General features: G+C 72.3%; 20 protein-coding genes and 2 pseudogenes. 13 read left to right on the top strand and 9 right to left on the bottom strand.

Going from position 1 to position 20,096, the window contains the following annotated elements; translation table 11 throughout:
* Positions 1 to 58 precede the first annotated feature (58 nt).
* Complete coding sequence (locus tag OG956_RS07130; protein ID WP_330337089.1) at positions 59 to 259, top strand: cold-shock protein; 201 nt, start codon at positions 59 to 61, stop codon at positions 257 to 259.
* Positions 260 to 474: 215 nt separating this feature from the next.
* Here OG956_RS07130 and groL read toward each other — a convergent pair whose 3' ends face one another.
* From groL to OG956_RS07115, 3 genes are all read right to left on the bottom strand, one after another.
* Positions 475 to 2,094: a chaperonin GroEL gene (gene groL / locus OG956_RS07125; protein ID WP_330337088.1), complete on the bottom strand. Its 1,620-nt coding sequence runs from the start codon at positions 2,092 to 2,094 to the stop codon at positions 475 to 477.
* Positions 2,095 to 2,345: 251 nt separating this feature from the next.
* Complete coding sequence (dnaK, locus tag OG956_RS07120) at positions 2,346 to 4,220, bottom strand: molecular chaperone DnaK (RefSeq protein ID WP_330337087.1); 1,875 nt, start codon at positions 4,218 to 4,220, stop codon at positions 2,346 to 2,348.
* Between the two features lie 66 nt (positions 4,221 to 4,286).
* The gene (locus OG956_RS07115) at positions 4,287 to 4,703 is read right to left on the bottom strand and encodes a J domain-containing protein (protein ID WP_330337086.1); all 417 of its coding nucleotides are present in this window, start codon (positions 4,701 to 4,703) and stop codon (positions 4,287 to 4,289) included.
* 145 nt (positions 4,704 to 4,848) lie between these two features.
* Between OG956_RS07115 and OG956_RS07110 the strand changes: the two genes are divergently transcribed.
* The 3 genes from OG956_RS07110 (at position 4,849) to OG956_RS07100 (ending at position 6,779) form a co-directional block, all read left to right on the top strand.
* Positions 4,849 to 5,229 (top strand): hypothetical protein, encoded by a 381-nt coding sequence (locus OG956_RS07110; protein ID WP_330337085.1) that lies wholly within the window; start codon positions 4,849 to 4,851, stop codon positions 5,227 to 5,229.
* A 257-nt stretch (positions 5,230 to 5,486) separates the two neighbouring features.
* Positions 5,487 to 5,639, top strand: coding sequence for a hypothetical protein (locus OG956_RS07105; RefSeq protein ID WP_330337084.1), 153 nt, complete (start codon positions 5,487 to 5,489; stop codon positions 5,637 to 5,639).
* 240 nt (positions 5,640 to 5,879) lie between these two features.
* Positions 5,880 to 6,779 carry a hypothetical protein gene (locus OG956_RS07100; RefSeq protein ID WP_330337083.1) on the top strand — a complete coding sequence of 300 codons (900 nt, stop codon included), beginning with the start codon at positions 5,880 to 5,882 and terminating at the stop codon, positions 6,777 to 6,779.
* 44 nt (positions 6,780 to 6,823) lie between these two features.
* On the opposite strand, the gene OG956_RS07095 is transcribed toward OG956_RS07100, so the two are convergent.
* Positions 6,824 to 7,291 (bottom strand): hypothetical protein, encoded by a 468-nt coding sequence (locus tag OG956_RS07095; protein WP_330337082.1) that lies wholly within the window; start codon positions 7,289 to 7,291, stop codon positions 6,824 to 6,826.
* A 247-nt stretch (positions 7,292 to 7,538) separates the two neighbouring features.
* On the opposite strand from OG956_RS07095, the gene OG956_RS07090 reads away from it, so the two are divergent.
* The 5 genes from OG956_RS07090 to OG956_RS07070 all read left to right on the top strand — a co-directional run bounded on the left by OG956_RS07090 (position 7,539) and on the right by OG956_RS07070 (position 12,191).
* Complete coding sequence (locus OG956_RS07090) at positions 7,539 to 7,823, top strand: hypothetical protein (protein ID WP_330337081.1); 285 nt, start codon at positions 7,539 to 7,541, stop codon at positions 7,821 to 7,823.
* Positions 7,824 to 8,049: 226 nt separating this feature from the next.
* Positions 8,050 to 8,238, top strand: a complete 189-nt coding sequence (locus OG956_RS07085; RefSeq protein WP_330337080.1) for a hypothetical protein — start codon at positions 8,050 to 8,052, stop codon at positions 8,236 to 8,238.
* Positions 8,239 to 8,575: 337 nt separating this feature from the next.
* Positions 8,576 to 10,735 (top strand): SpoIIE family protein phosphatase, encoded by a 2,160-nt coding sequence (locus OG956_RS07080; protein ID WP_330337079.1) that lies wholly within the window; start codon positions 8,576 to 8,578, stop codon positions 10,733 to 10,735.
* A gap of 255 nt (positions 10,736 to 10,990) precedes the next feature.
* A complete protein-coding gene (locus OG956_RS07075) occupies positions 10,991 to 11,905 on the top strand; it encodes a HipA family kinase (RefSeq protein ID WP_330337078.1) in 915 nt (304 codons plus the stop codon).
* 10 nt (positions 11,906 to 11,915) lie between these two features.
* Positions 11,916 to 12,191 carry a SelT/SelW/SelH family protein gene (locus tag OG956_RS07070; RefSeq protein WP_330337077.1) on the top strand — a complete coding sequence of 92 codons (276 nt, stop codon included), beginning with the start codon at positions 11,916 to 11,918 and terminating at the stop codon, positions 12,189 to 12,191.
* A 3-nt stretch (positions 12,192 to 12,194) separates the two neighbouring features.
* Here OG956_RS07070 and aceB read toward each other — a convergent pair whose 3' ends face one another.
* Together aceB and OG956_RS07060 are read right to left on the bottom strand one after the other, a co-directional pair.
* Positions 12,195 to 13,820 (bottom strand): malate synthase A, encoded by a 1,626-nt coding sequence (gene aceB / locus OG956_RS07065; RefSeq protein WP_330337076.1) that lies wholly within the window; start codon positions 13,818 to 13,820, stop codon positions 12,195 to 12,197.
* 219 nt (positions 13,821 to 14,039) lie between these two features.
* Complete coding sequence (locus OG956_RS07060) at positions 14,040 to 14,642, bottom strand: nucleotidyltransferase family protein (RefSeq protein WP_330337075.1); 603 nt, start codon at positions 14,640 to 14,642, stop codon at positions 14,040 to 14,042.
* 129 nt (positions 14,643 to 14,771) lie between these two features.
* Between OG956_RS07060 and OG956_RS07055 the strand changes: the two genes are divergently transcribed.
* Positions 14,772 to 15,089, top strand: a complete 318-nt coding sequence (locus OG956_RS07055) for a DUF5955 family protein (RefSeq protein ID WP_330337074.1) — start codon at positions 14,772 to 14,774, stop codon at positions 15,087 to 15,089.
* 24 nt (positions 15,090 to 15,113) lie between these two features.
* On the opposite strand, the gene OG956_RS07050 is transcribed toward OG956_RS07055, so the two are convergent.
* Positions 15,114 to 15,908, bottom strand: a complete 795-nt coding sequence (locus OG956_RS07050; protein WP_330337073.1) for an IclR family transcriptional regulator — start codon at positions 15,906 to 15,908, stop codon at positions 15,114 to 15,116.
* Between the two features lie 272 nt (positions 15,909 to 16,180).
* On the opposite strand from OG956_RS07050, the gene allB reads away from it, so the two are divergent.
* From allB to OG956_RS07035, 3 genes are all read left to right on the top strand, one after another.
* Complete coding sequence (allB, locus tag OG956_RS07045; RefSeq protein WP_330337072.1) at positions 16,181 to 17,521, top strand: allantoinase AllB; 1,341 nt, start codon at positions 16,181 to 16,183, stop codon at positions 17,519 to 17,521.
* Between the two features lie 43 nt (positions 17,522 to 17,564).
* Complete coding sequence (gene alc / locus OG956_RS07040) at positions 17,565 to 18,704, top strand: allantoicase (protein ID WP_443065665.1); 1,140 nt, start codon at positions 17,565 to 17,567, stop codon at positions 18,702 to 18,704.
* Between the two features lie 124 nt (positions 18,705 to 18,828).
* The gene (locus tag OG956_RS07035) at positions 18,829 to 19,644 is read left to right on the top strand and encodes an AIM24 family protein (RefSeq protein ID WP_330337070.1); all 816 of its coding nucleotides are present in this window, start codon (positions 18,829 to 18,831) and stop codon (positions 19,642 to 19,644) included.
* A 44-nt stretch (positions 19,645 to 19,688) separates the two neighbouring features.
* On the opposite strand, the pseudogene OG956_RS07030 reads toward OG956_RS07035, so the two are convergent.
* A pseudogene (locus OG956_RS07030) lies at positions 19,689 to 19,844 on the bottom strand (D-arabinono-1,4-lactone oxidase); the annotation flags it as partial.
* A gap of 122 nt (positions 19,845 to 19,966) precedes the next feature.
* Positions 19,967 to 20,071: pseudogene (locus tag OG956_RS07025) on the bottom strand (LuxR family transcriptional regulator); the annotation flags it as partial.
* Positions 20,072 to 20,096 lie beyond the last annotated feature (25 nt).

Here is a 20,096-nt window from a genome sequence, read left to right as displayed (position 1 = left end):
AAGGAATCCCCGGCGAGAATGTCGCCGCTGACACCGGTACGACACAGCAGGAGCGAGCGTGGCGCAGGGCACCGTCAAGTGGTTCAACGCCGACAAGGGCTTCGGTTTCATCGAGCAGGACAGCGGTCCCGACCTCTTCGTGCACTACTCCGAGATCAAGGCCACCGGCTTCCGGAGCCTGGAGGAGGGCCAGCGGGTCGAGTACGAGGTCACCCAGGGCCACAAGGGCCCCCAGGCCAGTGCCGTCACCGTCCTCTGATCCGGCTCCGCCCCGCTCGCCGCATGACGCAGCGCACCGGCTCGTGACCCGAGAGGGGGCGTGATGCGAGGCCCCGGTCCGTGTTCAGAAGGTTCGCGTGATTGAAGAGCCGTCCGCGCCGTGACGGGCGCCGGCGCGCGCCGCGAGGCGGGTGTCCGCGGTCCTGTGCGGAGACCGCCGGGCACCCGCCCCGGGCCGTCACCGGACGGCGACGGTCACAGATCGGCGCCGGCGCCGGCGCCGGCCTTCTCCTTCTCCTCGGGCTTGTCGGCGATGACGGCCTCGGTGGTCAGGAACAGCGCGGCGATGGACGCGGCGTTCTGCAGCGCGGAGCGGGTCACCTTCGCCGGGTCGATGATGCCGGCGGCCAGCATGTCCACGTACTCGCCGGTCGCGGCGTTCAGGCCGTGGCCGACGGGCAGCGTACGGACCTTCTCCACCACGACACCGCCCTCCAGGCCGGCGTTGCGGGCGATCTGCTGCAGCGGGGCGGTCAGCGCGCGGCGGACCATCTCCACACCGGTCCGCTCCTCGTCGTCCACCTCCAGCTTCTCGAACGCCTTCTCCGACGCCTGGAGCAGGGCCACGCCGCCACCGGCGACGATGCCCTCCTCGACGGCGGCCTTGGCGTTGCGGACGGCGTCCTCGATGCGGTGCTTGCGCTCCTTGAGCTCCACCTCGGTGGCGGCGCCCGCCTTGATGACCGCGACACCGCCGGCGAGCTTCGCCAGGCGCTCCTGCAGCTTCTCGCGGTCGTAGTCGGAGTCCGTGCGCTCGATCTCGGCGCGGATCTGCTTGACCCGGCCCTCGATCGCGCTGCCGTCGCCGGCGCCCTCCACGATGGTGGTCTCGTCCTTGGTGACGACCACCTTGCGGGCCCGGCCCAGGACGCCCAGGTCGGCGCTCTCCAGCTTCAGGCCGACCTCCTCGGACACGACCGTCGCGCCGGTGAGGATGGCGATGTCGCCGAGCATGGCCTTGCGGCGGTCGCCGAAGCCCGGGGCCTTGACGGCGACGGACTTGAAGGTGCCGCGGATCTTGTTGACGACCAGGGTCGCCAGCGCCTCGCCCTCCACGTCCTCGGCGACGATCAGCAGCGGCCTGCTCTCCTTCATCACCTGCTCCAGCAGCGGCAGCAGGTCCTTCACCGCGCTGATCTTGGAGCCGACCAGCAGGATGTACGGGTCCTCCAGGACCGCTTCCATGCGTTCGGGGTCGGTGACGAAGTAGGGGGAGATGTAGCCCTTGTCGAAGCGCATGCCCTCGGTGAGCTCCAGCTCCAGACCGAAGGTGTTGGACTCCTCGACGGTGATGACGCCTTCCTTGCCGACCTTGTCCATGGCCTCGGCGATCAGCTCGCCGATCAGCCGGTCGCCGCCCGCGGACACCGCGGCGGTGCTGGCGATCTCCTCCTTGGTCTCCAGCTCCTTGGCCTGCTCCAGCACGGCCGTGCAGACGGCCTCCACGGCCTTCTCGATACCGCGCTTCAGAGCCATCGGGTTGGCGCCGGCGGCGACGTTGCGCAGGCCCTCCTTGACCAGGGCCTGGGCGAGAACGGTCGCCGTGGTCGTACCGTCACCGGCGACGTCGTCCGTCTTCTTGGCGACTTCCTTGACCAGCTCGGCGCCGATCTTCTCGTACGGGTCCTGAAGCTCGATCTCCTTGGCGATGGAGACACCGTCGTTGGTGATCGTGGGCGCGCCCCACTTCTTGTCCAGGACCACGTTGCGGCCCTTGGGGCCGAGCGTCACCTTCACGGCGTCCGCGAGCTGGTTCATGCCGCGCTCCAGGGCGCGGCGCGCCTCCTCCTCGTAAGCGATGATCTTGGCACTCATCGGGTGCGAGTCTCCTCCGCATGATCCTGAGTCGACGGCGGCGGACCGGGGTGACGCCCGCGACGATCGCCCACGCGACCGGAGGCTCGCTCACGGCCGCACGAGCACGTCACCCGACCCAGCCGTTGGCACTCTCGAGGGGAGAGTGCCAAGTGTTCGTTTAGCACTTCGGGATGCCCGACGGCAAGGGAACCCGGCCCGCGCCACGCCGCACGGTACGGCGGCCGGGCGGGCCGGCCACGTCCCTGTTCTCAGCCGACCGCGGACTTGTCGTCGTCGACGATCTCGGCGTCCACGACCTCGTCCTCGGACGCGTCGCCGGCCGTACCGCCGGTGGCCGACGCCCCGGACGCACCCGCCGGCTGCTCGGCCCGCGTCCTGTCGTACAGGGCCGCACCGAGCTTCTGCGCGGCCTGCGCCGTACGGTCGATCGCCTGCCGGATCGCCGCCGTCTCCGCGCTGTCGTCCTTCAGCTTCTCCTTCAGATCGGCCAGCGCGGTCTCGGTCTCGTTCTTCGCGTCCGCCGGGATCTTGTCGGGGTTGTCCCTGATGAGCTTCTCGGTGGAGTAGACGAGCTGTTCGGCCTGGTTGCGGGTCTCGGCGGCCTCCCGGCGCCGGCGGTCCTCCTCGGCGTGCTGCTCGGCCTCGCGGACCATGCGGTCGATGTCGTCCCGGGGCAGCGCGGAGCCGCCGGTGACGGTCATCTTCTGCTCCTTGCCGGTGCCCAGGTCCTTGGCGGAGACGTGCATGATGCCGTTGGCGTCGATGTCGAAGGCGACCTCGATCTGCGGCACTCCGCGCGGGGCGGGCGCGATGCCGGTCAGCTCGAACATGCCGAGCTTCTTGTTGTACGCGGCGATCTCCCGTTCGCCCTGGTAGACCTGGATGGTCACCGAGGGCTGGTTGTCCTCGGCGGTGGTGAAGATCTCCGAACGGCGGGTCGGGATCGTGGTGTTGCGCTCGATCAGCTTGGTCATGATGCCGCCCTTGGTCTCGATGCCGAGGGACAGCGGGGTGACGTCGAGCAGCAGGACGTCCTTGACCTCGCCCTTGAGGACACCGGCCTGCAGGCTGGCGCCCATGGCCACGACCTCGTCGGGGTTGACGCCCTTGTGCGGGTCCTTGCCGGTCAGTTCCCGCACCAGCTCGGTGACGGCGGGCATACGGGTCGAGCCGCCCACCAGGATGACGTGGTTGATGTCGGAGACCTTGATCCCGGCGTCCTTGATCGCGTTGTGGAACGGCGCCTTGCAGCGGTCCAGCAGATCCGCCGTGAGCTGCTGGAACTGGGCGCGCGTCAGCTTTTCGTCCAGGTGCAGCGGGCCCTCGGCGGACGCCGTGATGTACGGCAGGTTGATCGTCGTCTCCGACGAGCTGGACAGCTCGATCTTCGCCTTCTCGGCGGCCTCGCGCAGCCGCTGCACGGCCATCTTGTCCTGGGACAGGTCCACGCCGTAGTGGTTCTTGAACTGCTTCACCAGGTGGTCGACGATCCGCTGGTCCCAGTCGTCGCCGCCGAGGTGGGTGTCGCCGTTGGTCGCCTTGACCTCGATGACGCCCTCGCCCATCTCCAGCAGCGACACGTCGAAGGTGCCGCCGCCCAGGTCGAAGACGAGGACGGTCTGGTCGTTCTCCTTGTCGAGGCCGTACGCCAGCGCCGCCGCGGTCGGCTCGTTGATGATCCGCAGCACGTTCAGACCGGCGATCTCACCGGCCTCCTTGGTCGCCTGCCGCTGGGCGTCGTCGAAGTAGGCGGGCACCGTGATCACCGCGTCCGTGACGTCCTCGCCCAGGTAGGACTCCGCGTCCCGCTTGAGCTTCTGCAGCACGCGCGCGGAGATCTCCTGCGCGGTGTACCGCTTGCCGTCGACGTCGCCGTGCTCCGGGAACCGCCAGTTGTGGTCGCCCATGTGCCGCTTGACCGAGCGCGCGGTGCGCTCCACGTTCGTCACGGCCTGCCGCTTGGCGACCTCGCCGACCAGCACCTCGCCGTTCTTGGCGAACGCCACCACCGAAGGCGTCGTCCGGGCGCCTTCCGCGTTGGTGACCACGGTGGGCTCGCCGCCCTCCAGGACCGAGACCACCGAGTTCGTCGTACCGAGGTCGATACCGACCGAGCGCGCCATCTGGTTCTCCCTCCTTGTCCTGGTGCTGTGCGCGCCTTGTCCGTGTGCCCTGCGTGCCGCACGGGGTCATCGCGGCGGTTCCCACCGGACGGGACCGGCGCGCAGGGGCGGCTCGGGGGGAGCGGCCCCGAGCACCACGAGGTAACGCCGCGCGGCCCGGGGCGGCCGCGCGGAGCGGGGACCGCGTCCGGGCGCCGGCCCGGCCCGCCCGCCCGTGTGCTCGTGCGTCTGGTCGTAGGCCGCGCGCAGGACCGGATCGCGGAGCGTCTCGTACGCCGCCCGCACCTCACCGAACCGTTCGGCGGTGACCGCGTCGACGCGGGTGTCCGGGCGCAGCTCCCGCACCCTGGCGCGGAAGGCGGAGGTGATCACCTCGGACGGTGCCGAGGGCTCCACCCCCAGCACGGCGTACAGGTCCGCTCCCTGATCCCGCGCTTGCATCCCGGCCACCTCCTCGCCCGCCGCGAGCTGCGGTTTCGCCATTGGTTGCCTACAGCCATGAAATAAAACTTGAGCCGATTCTTGTCAAGATCCGGGGCGGGGAGGTATAGGGATTGCCAGAGGGTCCGAGGGGCTGTTCGTACGCCTTGGAGACCACACTCGCCGACCCGACAGGAGGTGCCGTGCCGTGATCACCGAACTTGCCGTCGAACGTGTCGAGTTCACCTGTGGCTCGTGCTGGCACCGCTGGAGCGTCGACTACGACGTGCAGCGCTACCGGGACGCCCTCGACGCCGAGTGGGAGGTCTTCTACCGCGACAACGCGGCGGTTCCCTCCCCGTACACCCCGCAGGGCGCGCCGCCGTGCGCACACTGCGGCCGGCGCTGGGTCGGGCGCCTCGTGGCCCGCCGCCCCGTGCCCCTGCCCGGCGACGCCGCCGCGCCCCGCAGCCGCGTCCCGGCCGAGGGCGCAGACCGCCCGGAGCGGCACGCCGCACCGATGCTCCACGCCGCCGGCCATCCCCAGCCGCAGGCAGGAGCCGAACAGCCGTCCACGCACCGGTCCTGAGCGACCTGCCCTTCCGCCCCCGCGCGGCGCGCACCGCCCGGGGGCGGGTTGCGCGGGGCCCTACCGGACCCGGGCCCGGTACGGCCCGGCGCGCTCCGGATCGGTCTCCGCCGAGGCGCCGTCCAGGCGTCGTCCGTCGAGGCGTCGGCGAGGCGTCATGGTCGCATGCGCGAAGTATGTGAGCTGCGGCATTGCCGGGGGCAGAAGCGAGCCCGCACGATGAGGCGGACCACGAGCCTCGAGGAAAGCAGCTCATCATGGGTGATCATGTGCATGTGCGACTCAGCCAGGGGCTGAGCGTGTCGGAGGACGGCGAACTGGTCGAGCACTCGCGCTGCCGCTGCGGCGCGACCTTCACCAGGGTGTTCGACGCCGACGGCGGGGAGCCGGAGCGCCCGGGCCGGTCCTGAAGCTCTCCGGGCAGCCGCCCTCACCCGGATGGCCGAATGCCGGCAGCCCGTTTCCGGGGGCCGGGAGGACGCGGCGCGGGCCGGGCTTCCGCATGTCACCGTCCCTGGCCGGGGGTGCTCCCGACGGGTGATCTTGGCGCGGGACGCGCAGGATGATGCCGGCTGCCCAGCCGCAGGGGTACGGCCGGCCGGGCGGCCGCTGAACGCCGCCCGATCCCCGCACGCAGGGAGCAGCCCTCCATGGCGATGACGCAGACCTTGATACCGGCGCTCGAGGATGCCCACCATGCCCATGCCGCAGCGCGCGACCGGCTGCGGGCCGACGCGGCCCTCGCGCCGCCCGGACCGCACCGGCAGCTGCTCGAACGCCGCGCCGACGACATGCAGGAGCATGTGCACCGCATCGACCGCCACGTCCGCGGACTGCGGCCGCGCGGACTGCTCGGCGGCGCGACCGACGTGACGCGGTTCGCCGCCCGCCTCACCTGGAGAACGGCCACGCTGCCGCTGACCCTCGGGCAGAAGACGGTGACCGGGGTGATGCGCGGGCGCGGGCCGGCCGACGAGCGCCAGGTGCTGAAGAACACCGAGGACGAGTACGCCGCCGCGGCGCGGGCCCTGGCCGCGGCCCGGGTCGGGGAGGTCCTCGCCGGTCAGGCCCAGGACCGCGCCGCCGTCGACCTGCTGCGGGAGATAAGCCACCAGGACGAGGAACTGCTGGCCGCGCTCGAGGACAGCCTCGACCGGCAGGCCCGCACCGTGGCCGCCGCGGGCGACGGCTTCCGCGTGGAACAGCCGGCGGACGGCGGCCTCGCCCACACGGCCACCCGCCCGCTGCGGGCCGTCGCCGAGCGGCTGCGCCGGATGACCCACCCCGGGCAGCATCCCGGCGCCGACGAGGAGCGGGTGACGGAGACCGCCGAGGTGGGCGCCGCGGCCGAGCAGATCCAGGGAGCGGTCAGCACCGAGGACAGCCTGCCCATCATCGGCTTCAGCCAGCTCAGCGTCGAGGAGATCGAACGGCGCCTCCCCGGGCTGTCCGAGTCCGACCTGCACGTCCTCGAGGGCTACGAGCGCGCCCACGCCCACCGCAAGGGCGTCCTGGAGGCCATCGAACGGCTCGGCTCCAGCCCGCGCTGACCGGGGCCGCTCCCTCCGGCTGCGGCGGCCGGAGGGACCCCGCGCTACCCGACCGTGACGAGCCCGTCGGCGCCGGCGCGCTCCGGCGCCGCCGTGACCGGCTCCTCGCCGGGCGCCCGTGCGTCGCCGGCAGCCGGGCCGCCCGGAGCGGGGCCACGGCTCGGCCCGGTGCCCGTCGGCTTCCCCGGGCTGCGCAGCTTCTGCGCACCGCGCCGCTTCTCCGTGCTGTCTCGCCACTCCGTGCTGAGCCGCCGCAGGGCCGCCGCCAGCCCGTGCGGGTCGTCGACGGACAGGGCGACGCGGGCGTACGGGCTCTGCCCGGGGCGGAAGTCGACGACCAGGACGGGCTCGCCCTCCGTCAGCGCGACGAAGTCGCGGCCCCTGGCGTGCACCAGCTCTCCGGCGCACCACCGCCCCGGCCGGAAACGGAAGTGCCGGCCCGGCGTGCCGATCCGCAGCGCCCGCCACCACGACGGCTCCACCCGGACCTCCGACACGGGTTCCAGCGGCATGTGCACAGTCCGGCACCGCGCGGCCACGGCCAAGCGCCACGGCAGACGGACGAGGAGCTGATCACCGGCTGCCCGCGCCCGTATCCGCACGGCCCACCACCTCCTTGTTGAGTCTTCTACTGTCAAGAAAGTACTCGTCAAGTTGTCATATTCCTTGCCGCGTCGTATATGAGAAAAGAGCGTCCACCGGCGCAGACCCACTCCAGCCGAACCGTCCGACACCCTGATCCCGGAAGGGCAACCTGTCGTGATATCCGCTGTCGTGGTCCCCCTGATCCTGCTCCTCGCCGTCCTCGCGCCCGGCGTGTACCGCGAGTGGAGGGCGTACGTCCGGCAGAACCGTCTGCCGCTGCCGCCGTCCCGAAGCAGGCTGGTCACCGGCCGGCTGAGCGCCGAGATCGCACTGCTGCGGCGCCGCATGACGCGCCACGCCCCCTCCGGCGGAGCACCGGGCACCCGGCTTCCGCATGCCGGGCGCGGCGTGGACAGGCCCGCCGCGCGGACTCCGGTGCTCAACTCCCGCGGCGAATAAGGGGCGGTGCCGTGAGGGGGCGGCGCGCGGGCGTCACCTCTTCGCGCAGGGGCCGGCCTCTCGGGGCAGGCGCCGGCCTCTTCCTGCAGACGTTGGCCTGTTCGGGTGGTGTTGCGCATCGTGCGCGCGGGCGGATCGTTGGCGGGTTGTCGCGGTAGAGCCGCCCTCGACTCGGCGCCCGGGCGCCGGTTGCGATGTCGCCGGGCCACTGCAGAAGGCATCAGCTATGGACATCCAGCAGATCCGCACCCTCAAGAGCAGCGGACGCAGCTTCGCCGCGGCGCTGACCGCCTCGGTTCTGGCCTCCTGCGGCGCTGCCGAGACGGAGGAGCCGGACGCCGCCCCGGGCACGCCCGCACCGGATCCGGTCCCAGCCGAGCAGACCGCGGCGCCCTCGGTGGCCGCCTCGCCGTGACGGCCCCGGGCACTGTTCCCCGGCCGTCGCACCCCGTCACGGACGTACCTCCCGGACTGATGGGGCGCCGTCGTCGCTGCGCGGGCGTACTGTCCTGGTATGTGCGACGGACGCCGTGCCCGGTGCCGGCCGTCCCCGCCGGAGCCCGCCGGTGCCGGCCGCCGGTACCGCCATGCCGGGCCCCCGCGGGCGGACTGCCCGACCCGGTGGCGCCGTATCCGGTCCGAGGCAGCCCGGCGCCCGCTGGCGCCGGCCGCCGGTGCGCCGGGCGTCAGCGGCGGAGCCCGCTTCCGCTTCATCCGCCGGTGCGCCGGCAGGGACCGACCGGGACCGGGCGATGTCCCGACACGGTGAGCGGTCCGCCGCACGGACGCCGGAGCGGGCTCTGGACGAGGCGCTGGCCACGGCCGTGCGCCGCACCGGGGCCTCGGGCGGTGGCGTCTATGTGCTCGACGAGCACGAGCGGGCGCTGTGCCTGGTGGTGACCGGCGGCCTGCCGGCCGAGTATGCCGAGCCCTGGACCCGCATCGCGCTCGCCGCCCCGGACCCGGTGGCCGACGCCGTACGCGAGAACCGCCTGGTGTGGATCGGCGGCCTGGAGGATCTGGCGCGCTGCTACCCGCGCGCCGCCGCCGCGCTTCCCTATCGCTTCTGCATGGCCGCCGCGCCCCTTCCGGGCCGGGGCGCCCGCCGGGGCGCCCTGCTGCTGTTGTGGCCCGCCGCGCACGCGCCGTACATGGACGCCTGCGAGCGCGCACGTATGACACATGCCGCCCACCGCATGGGCGGCCTGCTCCAGGCTGCCGACGGGCCGCCCGTCATCCCCGACCGGCCACGGCTCGTGGACGTCCACGGCCAGGGCGAGCAGGGCTCGCAGGCCGTGGCCGGCTTCGCCGAACGCCTGCCCGGGGGCAGCCTCGCCCTGGACACGGAGGGCCGGATCACACTGGTGACCTCCGGCGCCGCCCGCCTGCTGGGCGGTGACGCCGCTCAGTTGCTGGGCCGGCCGCCCTGGCGGGCTCTGCCCTGGCTCGACGAGCCGTCCTACGCGGACAAGTACCGCACCGCACTGCTCAGCCAGGAGCCCACGTTCTTCCACGCGTTGCGCCCGCCCGCCACCTGGCTGGACTTCTACTTCTTCCCCGGCCCCGACGGAACCAGCGTCCGCATCGTCGAGACCGCGCTCGCCGACCGGCCGCCCGTGGTCCCGGTGCCGATCAGGCCGCCCACCGTCGGCGGGCATGTCGGCGTGAGCCGCATGTACCAGCTGATGCACCTGTCCGCGGCCCTGACCGAGGCCGTGGGCGTACGCGATGTCGTCGACCTGGTCGCCGCCGAGGTCCTGCCCGTCTTCGGCGCCCAGGGCCTGGTCCTGTCCGTCGCCGACGCCGGGCGCCTGAGGATCACCGGCCACCGGGGCTACCGGCCCGAGGCCGTCGAACGGCTCGACGGCCTGCCGCTGGACACCGCCCTCACGCCCGCCGGGCAGGTCATCGCCCGTGGCGTGCCCTCCTTCATCACCGACCCGGACGACATGGCGCGCAGCTATCCGCAGGCACCGAGGATCAGCGGCAAACAGGCCTGGGCGTTCCTCCCCCTGATCGTCTCGGGGCGGCCCGTCGGCTGCTGCGTCCTCTCCTACGACCGGCCCCACGCCTTCACCGCCGACGAGCGCGCCGTCCTGACCTCCCTGGCCGGGCTGATCGCCCAGGCCATGGACCGCGCCTGCCTGTACGACGCCAAGCACCAGCTCGCCCACAGCCTGCAGCAGGCTCTGCTGCCCCGCAGCCTGCCCCGCATCGCCGGCCTGGACGTGGCCGCCTGCTACCTTCCCGCAAGCCAGGGCATGGACATCGGGGGCGACTTCTACGACGTCATCCGGCTGGACCGCCACACCGTCGCGGCCGTCATCGGCGACGTACAGGGCCACAGCACCGCCGCAGCGGCCCTCATGGGGCAGGTCCGCACCGCCGTCCACGCCCATGCCACCGCGGGCGCCGGCCCCGACCAGGTCCTTGCCCGCACCAACCGGGTCCTGACCGATCTGGGACCCGACCTCCTCGTCTCCTGCCTCTCCGCCCACCTCGACCTCACCGGCCGGCGCGTCACCCTCGCCAGCGCGGGCCACCTGCCCCCGCTCATGCGCCGCCCCGACGGCCACACCGCCCCTCTCACCATCGAACCCGGCCCCCTGCTCGGCATCCACGCCGGCGCCCAGTACCCCCTCACCACCGTGCCGCTGCCCCTGAACACCCTCCTCGCCCTCTACACCGACGGGCTGGTGGAAGTCCCCGGACAGGAAACCGACGACACCACCGCCGCTCTCGCCGGCCACCTCTCCCGCACCGGCGCAGCCGATCTCGATCAGCTGATCGACGACCTGGTACACCAGACCTGGCCCCAGGGCCGCCACACCGACGACATCGCCGTCCTCCTGCTCCACACCGTCGACACGCCCGCCTGCGACGCCGTGAACGCCGCGAGGCGGCCGGAGTAGAGGGGAAGCGGGACGGCCCGTTTGCTCGTCTAAGCTCTTGCCACCGCTGCCGAGGCGCTCCGCCGCCCGCGGGGCAGGGGGCTCCGGCACGTCCGCCCCCCGATCAGCCCGGAGGCGGGGGGACTTCCCCAGTGACGCGGGGGCGACGGCTCGGCCAACCCTCCCGGGCTGTCACGCCTGGTTACTATGCTCCGATTGCAGCCCTTGGGAGGTGGCCGTGGAATGCACGGGCAACAAGCGGTGGAGCCTTCGAAAATGCTGAGGGAGGTCACCGCGACCCGCTATGTCGCGCCCCTGCGCTCCGGCGGCTCCGTGCCCGGTGTCGTCGAGGCCGACGACCTGGGCACGTATGTCGTGAAGTTCACCGGCTCGGCGCAGGGCCACAAGGCGCTGGTCGCGGAGGTGATCGTCGGTGAGCTGGCCCGCGCGCTCGGCCTGCGCTTCCCCGAGCTGGTCCTCGTCCACTTCGACCCCGCCATCGCCGCGGGCGAGCCGCACCAGGAGGTGCGCGAGCTGCACGGCGCGAGCGCCGGCGTGAACCTCGGCATGGACTTTCTCCCGGGCGCCCGGGACTTCACTCCCGAGATCGCCGCGGTGTTCCCTGTCGACCCGCTGGAGGCAGGACGGATCGTCTGGCTGGACGCGCTGACCGTGAACGTGGACCGCACGGTGCACAGCTCCAACCTCATGGTCTGGCCCACCCTCGGCACCGCACCGCCGCGCCTGTGGCTCATCGACCACGGCGCCGCCCTCGTCTTCCACCACCGCTGGGACACCACGGACCCGGGCAAGAGGTACGACTTCCGGCACCACGCCCTCGGCCACTACGGCCCCGACGTCCGTGCCGCCGACGCCGAACTCGCCCCGAAGCTGACGCAGGAACTGCTGCGCGGGATCCTCGCCGAGGTCCCGGACGCCTGGCTCGCCGAGGACGCCGGTTTCGCCGCCCCGGACGACGTCCGCGCCGCCTACGCCGACTACCTCCTGGCCCGTGTGCGCCTGTCGCACGAGTGGCTGCCCACCGACTTCCCGAGCCGCGAGCAGCTCGCGGCCGAGGAGGCCGCCCGCGCGGCGAGGACTCAGGCGGGCCGCCCGGACTGGCTGAAGCGCGTCCCCGACCTGCACGGCAAGCCGGCGGCGGAACAGGACTGGACGGTGCACCTGGGATGAGGCACATCGGATGAGCCATCGCGTACAGATCGAGTACTGCACACAGTGCCGCTGGCTGCCCCGCGCCGCCTGGCTGGCACAGGAACTGCTCACCACCTTCGAGGCCGAGCTGACCGAGCTGGCGCTCAAGCCGGGCACCGGAGGCGTCTTCGTGGTCCGCGTCGACGGCGAGGTGGTGTGGGACCGCAGGGAGCAGGGCTTCCCGGAGCCCACCGCGGTCAAGCGCCTCGTACGCGACCGAGTGGCCCCGGGCAGGGCCCTGGGCCACTCGGAGCGCTCGTCGTGAGGCTCAGCTTCCCAGCTGCTCGTACGCCGGCAGGGTGAGGAAGTCGGCGTAGTCCTCGTCCAGGGAGACCCGCAGCAGCAGGTCGTGGGCCTCCTGCCAGCGGCCGGCGGCGAAGGCCTCCTCGCCGATCTCCTGGCGGATGGCGGACAGTTCCTCGGCGGCGACCTTGCGGGCGAGTTCGGGCGTGGCCTTCTCGCCGTTCTCGAACTCGACGCCCGCGTTGATCCACTGCCAGATCTGGGAGCGGGAGATCTCGGCGGTGGCAGCGTCCTCCATCAGGTTGAAGATGGCGACCGCGCCGAGCCCGCGCAGCCAGGCCTCGATGTAACGGATGCCCACCTGCACGGCGTTGACGAGACCCGCGTACGTCGGCTTCGCGTCCAGCGAGTCGACGGCGATCAGGTCGGCCGCCGTCACGTGCACGTCCTCGCGCAGCCGGTCCTTCTGGTTCGGCTTGTCGCCGAGGACCGTGTCGAAGGCCTCCATGGCGATCGGGACCAGGTCGGGGTGGGCGACCCAGGAGCCGTCGAAACCGTCGTTCGCCTCGCGGTCCTTGTCGGCGCGCACCTTCTCGAAGGCCACCTTGTTGACCTCGGGGTCCTTGCGGGACGGGATGAACGCCGCCATGCCGCCGATCGCGTGCGCGCCGCGCTTGTGGCAGGTGCGGACCAGGAGTTCGGTGTACGCCCGCATGAACGGGGCCGTCATCGTCACCGCGTTGCGGTCCGGCAGCACGAACTTCGGGCCCCCGTCACGGAAGTTCTTGACGATGGAGAACAGGTAGTCCCAGCGGCCGGCGTTCAGCCCCGAGGCGTGGTCGCGCAGTTCCCAGAGGATCTCCTCCATCTCGTAGGCGGCCGTGATGGTCTCGATCAGGACGGTGGCGCGGATGGTGCCCTGCGGGATGCCGACGTAGTCCTGCGCGAAGACGAACACGTCGTTCCACAGGCGGGCCTCGAGGTGCGACTCGGTCTTCGGCAGGTAGAAGTACGGGCCCTTGCCGAGGTCCAGCAGCCGCTGGGCGTTGTGGAAGAAGTACAGGCCGAAGTCGACGAAGGCGCCGGGGACCTGGCGGCCGTCGGCGTCGACGAGGTGCCGCTCGTTCAGGTGCCAGCCGCGCGGGCGCATGACGACGGTCGCCAGCTCCTCGTCCGGGCGCAGGGCGTACGACTTGCCGGTGCGCTCGTCCGTGAAGTCGATGTTCCGGGTGTAGGCGTCGATCAGGTTGAGCTGGCCCAGGACCACGTTCTCCCAGGTGGGCGCGGAGGCGTCCTCGAAGTCGGCGAGCCAGACCTTCGCGCCCGAGTTGAGGGCGTTGACGGTCATCTTCCGGTCGGTGGGGCCGGTGATCTCGACGCGCCGGTCGTTCAGCGCGGCCGGGGCCGGGGCGACCTTCCAGGAGTCGTCCGCGCGGATCGCGGCCGTCTCGGGCAGGAAGTCGAGCGTGGAGGTGCGGGCGATCTCGGCGCGGCGCTCGGACCGGCGGGCGAGGAGTTCGTCACGGCGCGGGGTGAACCGCCGGTGCAGCTCCGCCACGAAGGCGAGCGCCGCGTCCGTGAGGACCTCTTCCTGCCGGGGCAGGGGCTCGGCGTCGACGATGGCCAGCGGGGACGGCGCTGGTGCGGACATGAGCTGTCACTTCCTTCAGCGGTGGCACCGGGTGCCTGGCGGCACGTACAGGGCGGACAGCGCCAACGATGGGGTCCCCCCGCCCGAGCGAAGCCGAGAGTGGGGGAGGGCAGGCGCTTCAGAAAAGTGGATACTAGTTTCCTCATCGTGGAACTTCAATGGTTTGTTGATGTCGAGATTCTCTGGGTCGAGGCAAGGTGGCGCGCAGTGCCACCCCGTTCACTCAAGGTGGCGCAGGTCGGCCTCGGTGTCGATGTCGTACGGCTCGGCCACGTCGGCGCACTCCACGAGCCGGAGCCGCGCCGCGTGGTCCCGCAGATAGGCGCGCGCTCCCTGGTCGCCCGCGGCGGCCGCCGCGATGCCCGGCCAGTGGGCCGAGCCGAACAGCACGGGATGCCCGCGCACGCCGTCGTAGGCGGCCGAGACCAACGACGTCTCGTCCTCGTAGGCGTCCAGGACACGGGCCACGGCCGCCGCCCCGATGCCCGGCTGGTCGACGAGACTCACCAGGGCGGCGCGCGCCCCCGTCCCGGCGAGCGAGGCCAGTCCGGCGCGCAGGGAGGAGCCCATGCCCTCGGTCCAGCCGGGGTTGTCCACGAGCGCGCAGCCGGTGAGGTCGGCCCGCTCCCGCACCTCCCCGGCGCGGGCGCCGAGCACGACGTGCACCCGTGCGCACCCGGCGGCGCGCAGCACCCCGGCCGCGTGCTCCACCAGCGGCCTTCCCCGGTGCTCCAGCAGCGCCTTGGGCCGTCCGCCGAGCCGCCGGCCCCCGCCGGCGGCGAGCAGCAGCCCGGCGACCTCCCCGTGTGGATCGCGCGTCATGGTTCCTGCATACCTGACGCGGCGGGGGAGGGCCGCTTTCCTTGGGCTGAATTTCGGTCCGCGCTGTGGCGCTCCCGGACGCGGTGGCGTTTACTGGCCCGCGCACGACGGAGTGTGAGGGGGAGGGCTGTGTTGCGGAGCTTGGGGCAGAAGCCAGTGACCGGCAGCGGCGAGGACCCGAGGGTGGCGGAATTGCGGACCGCGGTGGCCCGCCTGCGCCGTGAACTCGCCGCGCTGCCGGCCGACTTCCCCGACCGCGCCATCGCCGAGGACGAACTCGCGGCCCTCGCCGCCATGGCCACCGGCGGCTCGCCGGAGATTCCCCGCCTGCGCAGCTCCCTTTTACTGATAGCGGGCGCCATCGGCTCGGTCAGCGCCCTGTCCAGGGGGTTGAGGGAGGTCCGGCAGGCGGTGGACCTGTTCGGGGGACCGACGCAGCGGGGCTGACCGCGGTCCCCCGGAGGCGGACGGTCAGGCGCCCGAACTGGCCAGCGCCTGGGACAGCTCCAGGGCGATCTGCTGCAGCACCGGCACGATCTTCCCGGTCGCCTCCTCGGTGACCCGCCCGGCCGGCCCGGAGATGGAGATCGCCGCGGCCGTCGGGGAGTCCGGTACGGACACCGCCAGGCAGCGGACCCCTATCTCCTGCTCGTTGTCGTCGACGGCGTACCCCAGCCGCCGTACGTCCTGGAGCGCCGCCAGGAAGCCCTCCGGCGTGGTGATGGTCTTCTCCGTCGCGGCCGGCATCCCGGTACGGGCCAGCAGCGCCCGCACCTCGTCGTCCGGCACCCCGGCCAGCAGCGCCTTGCCCACACCGGTCGAGTGCGGCAGCACCCGGCGCCCGACCTCGGTGAACATGCGCATCGAGTGCTTCGACGGCACCTGGGCGACGTACACGATCTCGTCGCCGTCCAGCAGCGCCATGTTCGCGGTCTCGCCGGTCTCCTCGACCAGCCGGGCGAGATAGGGCCGCGCCCAGGTGCCCAGCAGCCGGGACGCCGACTCGCCGAGCCGGATCAGCCGCGGTCCGAGCGCGTACCGCCGGTTCGGCTGCTGGCGGACGTACCCGCAGGCGACCAGGGTGCGCATCAGCCGGTGAATGGTCGGCAGCGGCAGCCCGCTGGTCGCGGACAACTCGCTCAGGCCGACCTCGCCGCCCGCGTCCGCCATCCGCTCGAGCAGGTCGAAGGCGCGCTCGAGGGACTGGACCCCGCCCGCGGCGGAGGGCTTGGCGGAGTCGGTGGTGCTGGCGCTGGACGTCGGCACGGCGCGTTCCTTTCGGGACTGGCAGGAGGTGAGAAGCCTACCCGGCGGCCGGTTGACTCCCTGCTTGTACGTAGCTACGTTCTGCTTGCTGGAATGGTAATTCCGCTTTGTGGAAACGTCCAGAGCGGAGACGGCCGGCGCCCTGTCCAGCAGTGTGCCCCTTGACGGCGGACAGGCGGGAGTGAAGACTCCTTCAACAGAACGTTGAAATCCGTTACGTGGGTGTAAATCCGTTTCCTGGGCGTAAAACGGCGGTACAGAGAGGGGTTCGGGTGTCCGACGCTGAACTGGTCCTGCGCTCGACGCGCGTCATCACTCCGGAAGGGACGCGGGCCGCCACGGTCGCCGTGTCCGCCGGCACGATCACGGCCGTCCTGCCCTACGACGCACCGGCCCCGGCCGGCGCCCGGCTGGAGGACCTCGGCGACCACGTCCTGCTGCCCGGCCTGGTCGACACCCACGTGCACGTCAACGACCCGGGCCGCACCGAGTGGGAGGGCTTCTGGACCGCCACCCGCGCGGCGGCGGCCGGCGGCATCACCACCCTGATCGACATGCCGCTCAACTCCCTCCCGCCCACCACGACCGTCGAGAACCTGCGGATCAAGCAGGACGTCGCCCGCGACAAGGCGCACATCGACGTCGGCTTCTGGGGCGGCGCCCTGCCCGACAACGTCAAGGACCTGCGTCCCCTGCACGACGCCGGCGTCTTCGGCTTCAAGGCCTTCCTGTCCCCGTCCGGCGTGGACGAGTTCCCGCACCTCGACCAGGACCAGCTGGCCCGGTCCATGGCGGAGATCGCCGGCTTCGACGGCCTGCTGATCGTGCACGCCGAGGACCCGCACCACCTCGCCGCCGCACCCCAGCACGGCGGCCCCAGGTACGCCGACTTCCTCGCCTCCCGGCCGCGCGACGCCGAGGACACCGCCATCGCGAACCTCATCGCGCAGGCCCGCCGCCTCCACGCGCGCGTGCACGTGCTGCACCTGTCCTCCAGCGACGCGCTGCCGCTGATCCGCGCCGCCCGCGCCGAGGGCGTGCGGATCACGGTCGAGACCTGCCCGCACTACCTCACCCTCACCGCCGAGGAAGTCCCCGACGGCGCCAGCGAGTTCAAGTGCTGCCCGCCGATTCGCGAGGCCGCCAACCGGGACCTGCTCTGGGAGGCGCTGGCCGACGGCACCATCGACTGCGTCGTCACCGACCACTCGCCCTCCACCGCCGACCTGAAGACCGACGACTTCGCCACCGCCTGGGGCGGCATCTCCGGCCTCCAGCTGAGCCTGTCCGCCGTCTGGACCGAGGCACGCGCGCGTGGGTACGCCCTGGAGGACGTCGTGCGCTGGATGTCCGCGAAGACCGCCGCCCTGGCCGGCCTCGGCGCCCGCAAGGGCGCCATCGCGCCCGGTCACGACGCCGACTTCGCCGTCCTCGCCCCCGACGAGACCTTCACCGTCGACCCGGCCGGCCTCCAGCACCGCAACCGGGTCACCGCCTACGCCGGCAAGACCCTGCGCGGCGTCGTGAAGTCCACCTGGCTGCGCGGCGAACGCATCGTCGACGGCGGCGAGTTCACCGCCCCGAAGGGCGCCCTGCTCGCCCGCCCCCAGTAAGCCACCCCCGCATCCGCACCCGGCCGACTCCGGAAAGGACCCCCTGATCACCGTGACGGCGCTGCATCAATCGAGTTCGGCGAGTTTCACCGGCGACGCGAACCCCTACGGAGGCGGCGACCCGTACGCGGACTACCGCACCGCCGACTTCCCCTTCACCCGGTACGCCAACCTCGCCGACCGGCAGCTCGGCGCCGGTGTCATCGCCGCCAACGACGAGTTCTTCGCCCAGCGCGAGAACCTGCTGGTGCCCGAGCGGGCGGAGTTCGACCCCGAGCACTTCGGGCACAAGGGCAAGATCATGGACGGCTGGGAGACCCGCCGCCGGCGCGGAGTCTCCGCCGAGCACCCCTGGCCGACCGCCGAGGACCACGACTGGGCGCTGGTCCGGCTCGGCGCGCCCGGCGTGATCCGGGGGATCGTCGTGGACACCGCCCACTTCCGCGGCAACTACCCGCAGGCGGTCTCGGTCGAGGCGACGTCCGTACCCGGCGCGCCGTCCCCGGAGGAACTGCTGGGCGAGGACGTGAAGTGGACGACGATCGTCCCGCGCACCGCCGTCGGCGGCCACGCGGCCAACGGCTTCGAGGTCGGCGTCGAGCAGCGCTTCACGCACCTGCGCGTCAACCAGCACCCCGACGGCGGCATCGCCCGCCTGCGCGTGTACGGCGAGGTCGTCCCGGACCCGCGGTGGCTGTCGGTGCTGGGCACCTTCGACGTGGTCGCGCTGGAGAACGGCGGCCGGGTCGAGGACGCCTCCGACCTGTTCTACTCGCCCGCCACCAACACCATCCAGCCGGGCCGCTCCCGCAAGATGGACGACGGCTGGGAGACCCGCCGCCGCCGCGACCAGGGCAACGACTGGATCCGCTACCGGCTCGTGGCCCAGTCCCGGATCCGCGCGATCGAGATCGACACGGCCTGCCTGAAGGGCAACAGCGCCGGCTGGGCGTCGGTGTCCGTGAAGAACGGCGAGAACGGCGAGTGGAGCGAGATCCTTCCCCGCACCCGCCTGCAGCCCGACACCAACCACCGCTTCGTGCTCCCCGAGCCCGCCGTCGGCACGCACGCGCGGATCGACATCTTCCCCGACGGCGGCATCTCCCGCCTGCGCCTGTACGGCTCCCTGACCGAGCAGGGCGCCGCCGGCCTCGCCGCCCGACACCAGGAACTCGGCGGCTGACCCGCCCCCTGACACGCGCGGGGCGCCCCGGCCCGGACAGCACCGGGGCGCTCCGCGCGTCACCCGCACGGACCCGATTCCCGGCGGCTGGAACTTACGGGTCCGGCTCCCGCGTTCTCACCGCGTGACCCTTCAGCAAGAGATCGTCGGCAACGCCATGCAGATGGCGGTCGTCAACCTGCAGCCCGGCCAGACCGTGTACTGCGAGGCCGGAAAGTTCCTGTTCAAGACGACGAACGTGACCATGGAGACGCGCCTGTCCGGCCCGTCGAACAACGGCGGACAGCAGCAGGGCGGCTCCGGCGGCGGCATGGGGGGCCTGCTGCGCCAGGCCATGGGCACCGCCATGCAGGTCGGCCAGCGCATGCTCGCGGGCGAGTCGCTGGCGTTCCAGTACTTCACCTCCCAGGGCGGCCAGGGCACGGTCGGCTTCGCGGGCGTCCTCCCGGGCGAGATGCGCGCCCTCGAACTGGACGGCACGCGCGCGTGGTTCGCCGAGAAGGACGCCTTCGTGGCCGCCGAGTCCACCGTCGACTTCGGCATCGCCTTCGCCGGCGGCCGCACCGGCATGAGCGGCGGCGAGGGCTTCATCCTGGAGAAGTTCACCGGGTACGGCACGGTGATCATCGCCGGCGCGGGCAACTTCATCGACCTCAACCCGGCCGACTTCGGCGGCCGCATCGAGGTGGACACCGGCTGTGTGGTCGCCTTCGAGGAGGGCATCCAGTACGGCGTCCAGCGCGTCGGCGGCCTCAACCGCCAGGGGATCATGAACGCCGTGTTCGGCGGCGAGGGCCTGTCCCTGGCCACCCTGGAGGGCAACGGCCGGGTGATCCTGCAGTCCCTCACCATCGAGAGCCTCGCCAACGCGCTGAAGAAGGCCCAGGGCGGCGACAAGCAGGGCCCGACGGGCGGACTGTTCTCCACCCACGCCGGCTGAGCCGATGAGTTACGGGCGGCGGGGTCTGAGACGGTGACAGCAGATTCCGCGCCCGGGTCCGTCCGGCGGACCAGTGAGGCGAAGTCGTCGAACCGCGCGTACCGCCCGCGGAGCGCGGCCGAGGGGATCTCGAAGACCTTCCCCCAGTGCGGCCGCGGGTCGAACGGCTCCGGCGCCTCCTCCAGCCGGCGCACCACCGGACCGGCGCCCTCGTCCGCTCCCTGATCGACCTCAGGCTCCTCGACACCCTGCACCTGCTGACGTTCCCGGTGGTGCTCGGCTCGCGGGCCGACGACCCCCGTGTGCGGGCGGCCGGGGCGGGTCAGCGGGGCTTGGCGACCGTCAGCAGGACGGCGGAGTCCTCCAGGGCCTGCACGCTGTGCCGGGCGGGCGGCACGAGGAGCAGGTCGCCGGCCATGGCCTCCCACTTGGCCGCCGTAGACGGTCTCGGC

The sequence above is a fragment of the Streptomyces sp. NBC_00557 genome, assembly GCF_036345995.1.
Classification (GTDB): Bacteria; Actinomycetota; Actinomycetes; order Streptomycetales; family Streptomycetaceae; genus Streptomyces.
Note: the sequence above shows the minus strand (reverse complement) of the source record. Positions and strands in the feature narration are given on the sequence as shown.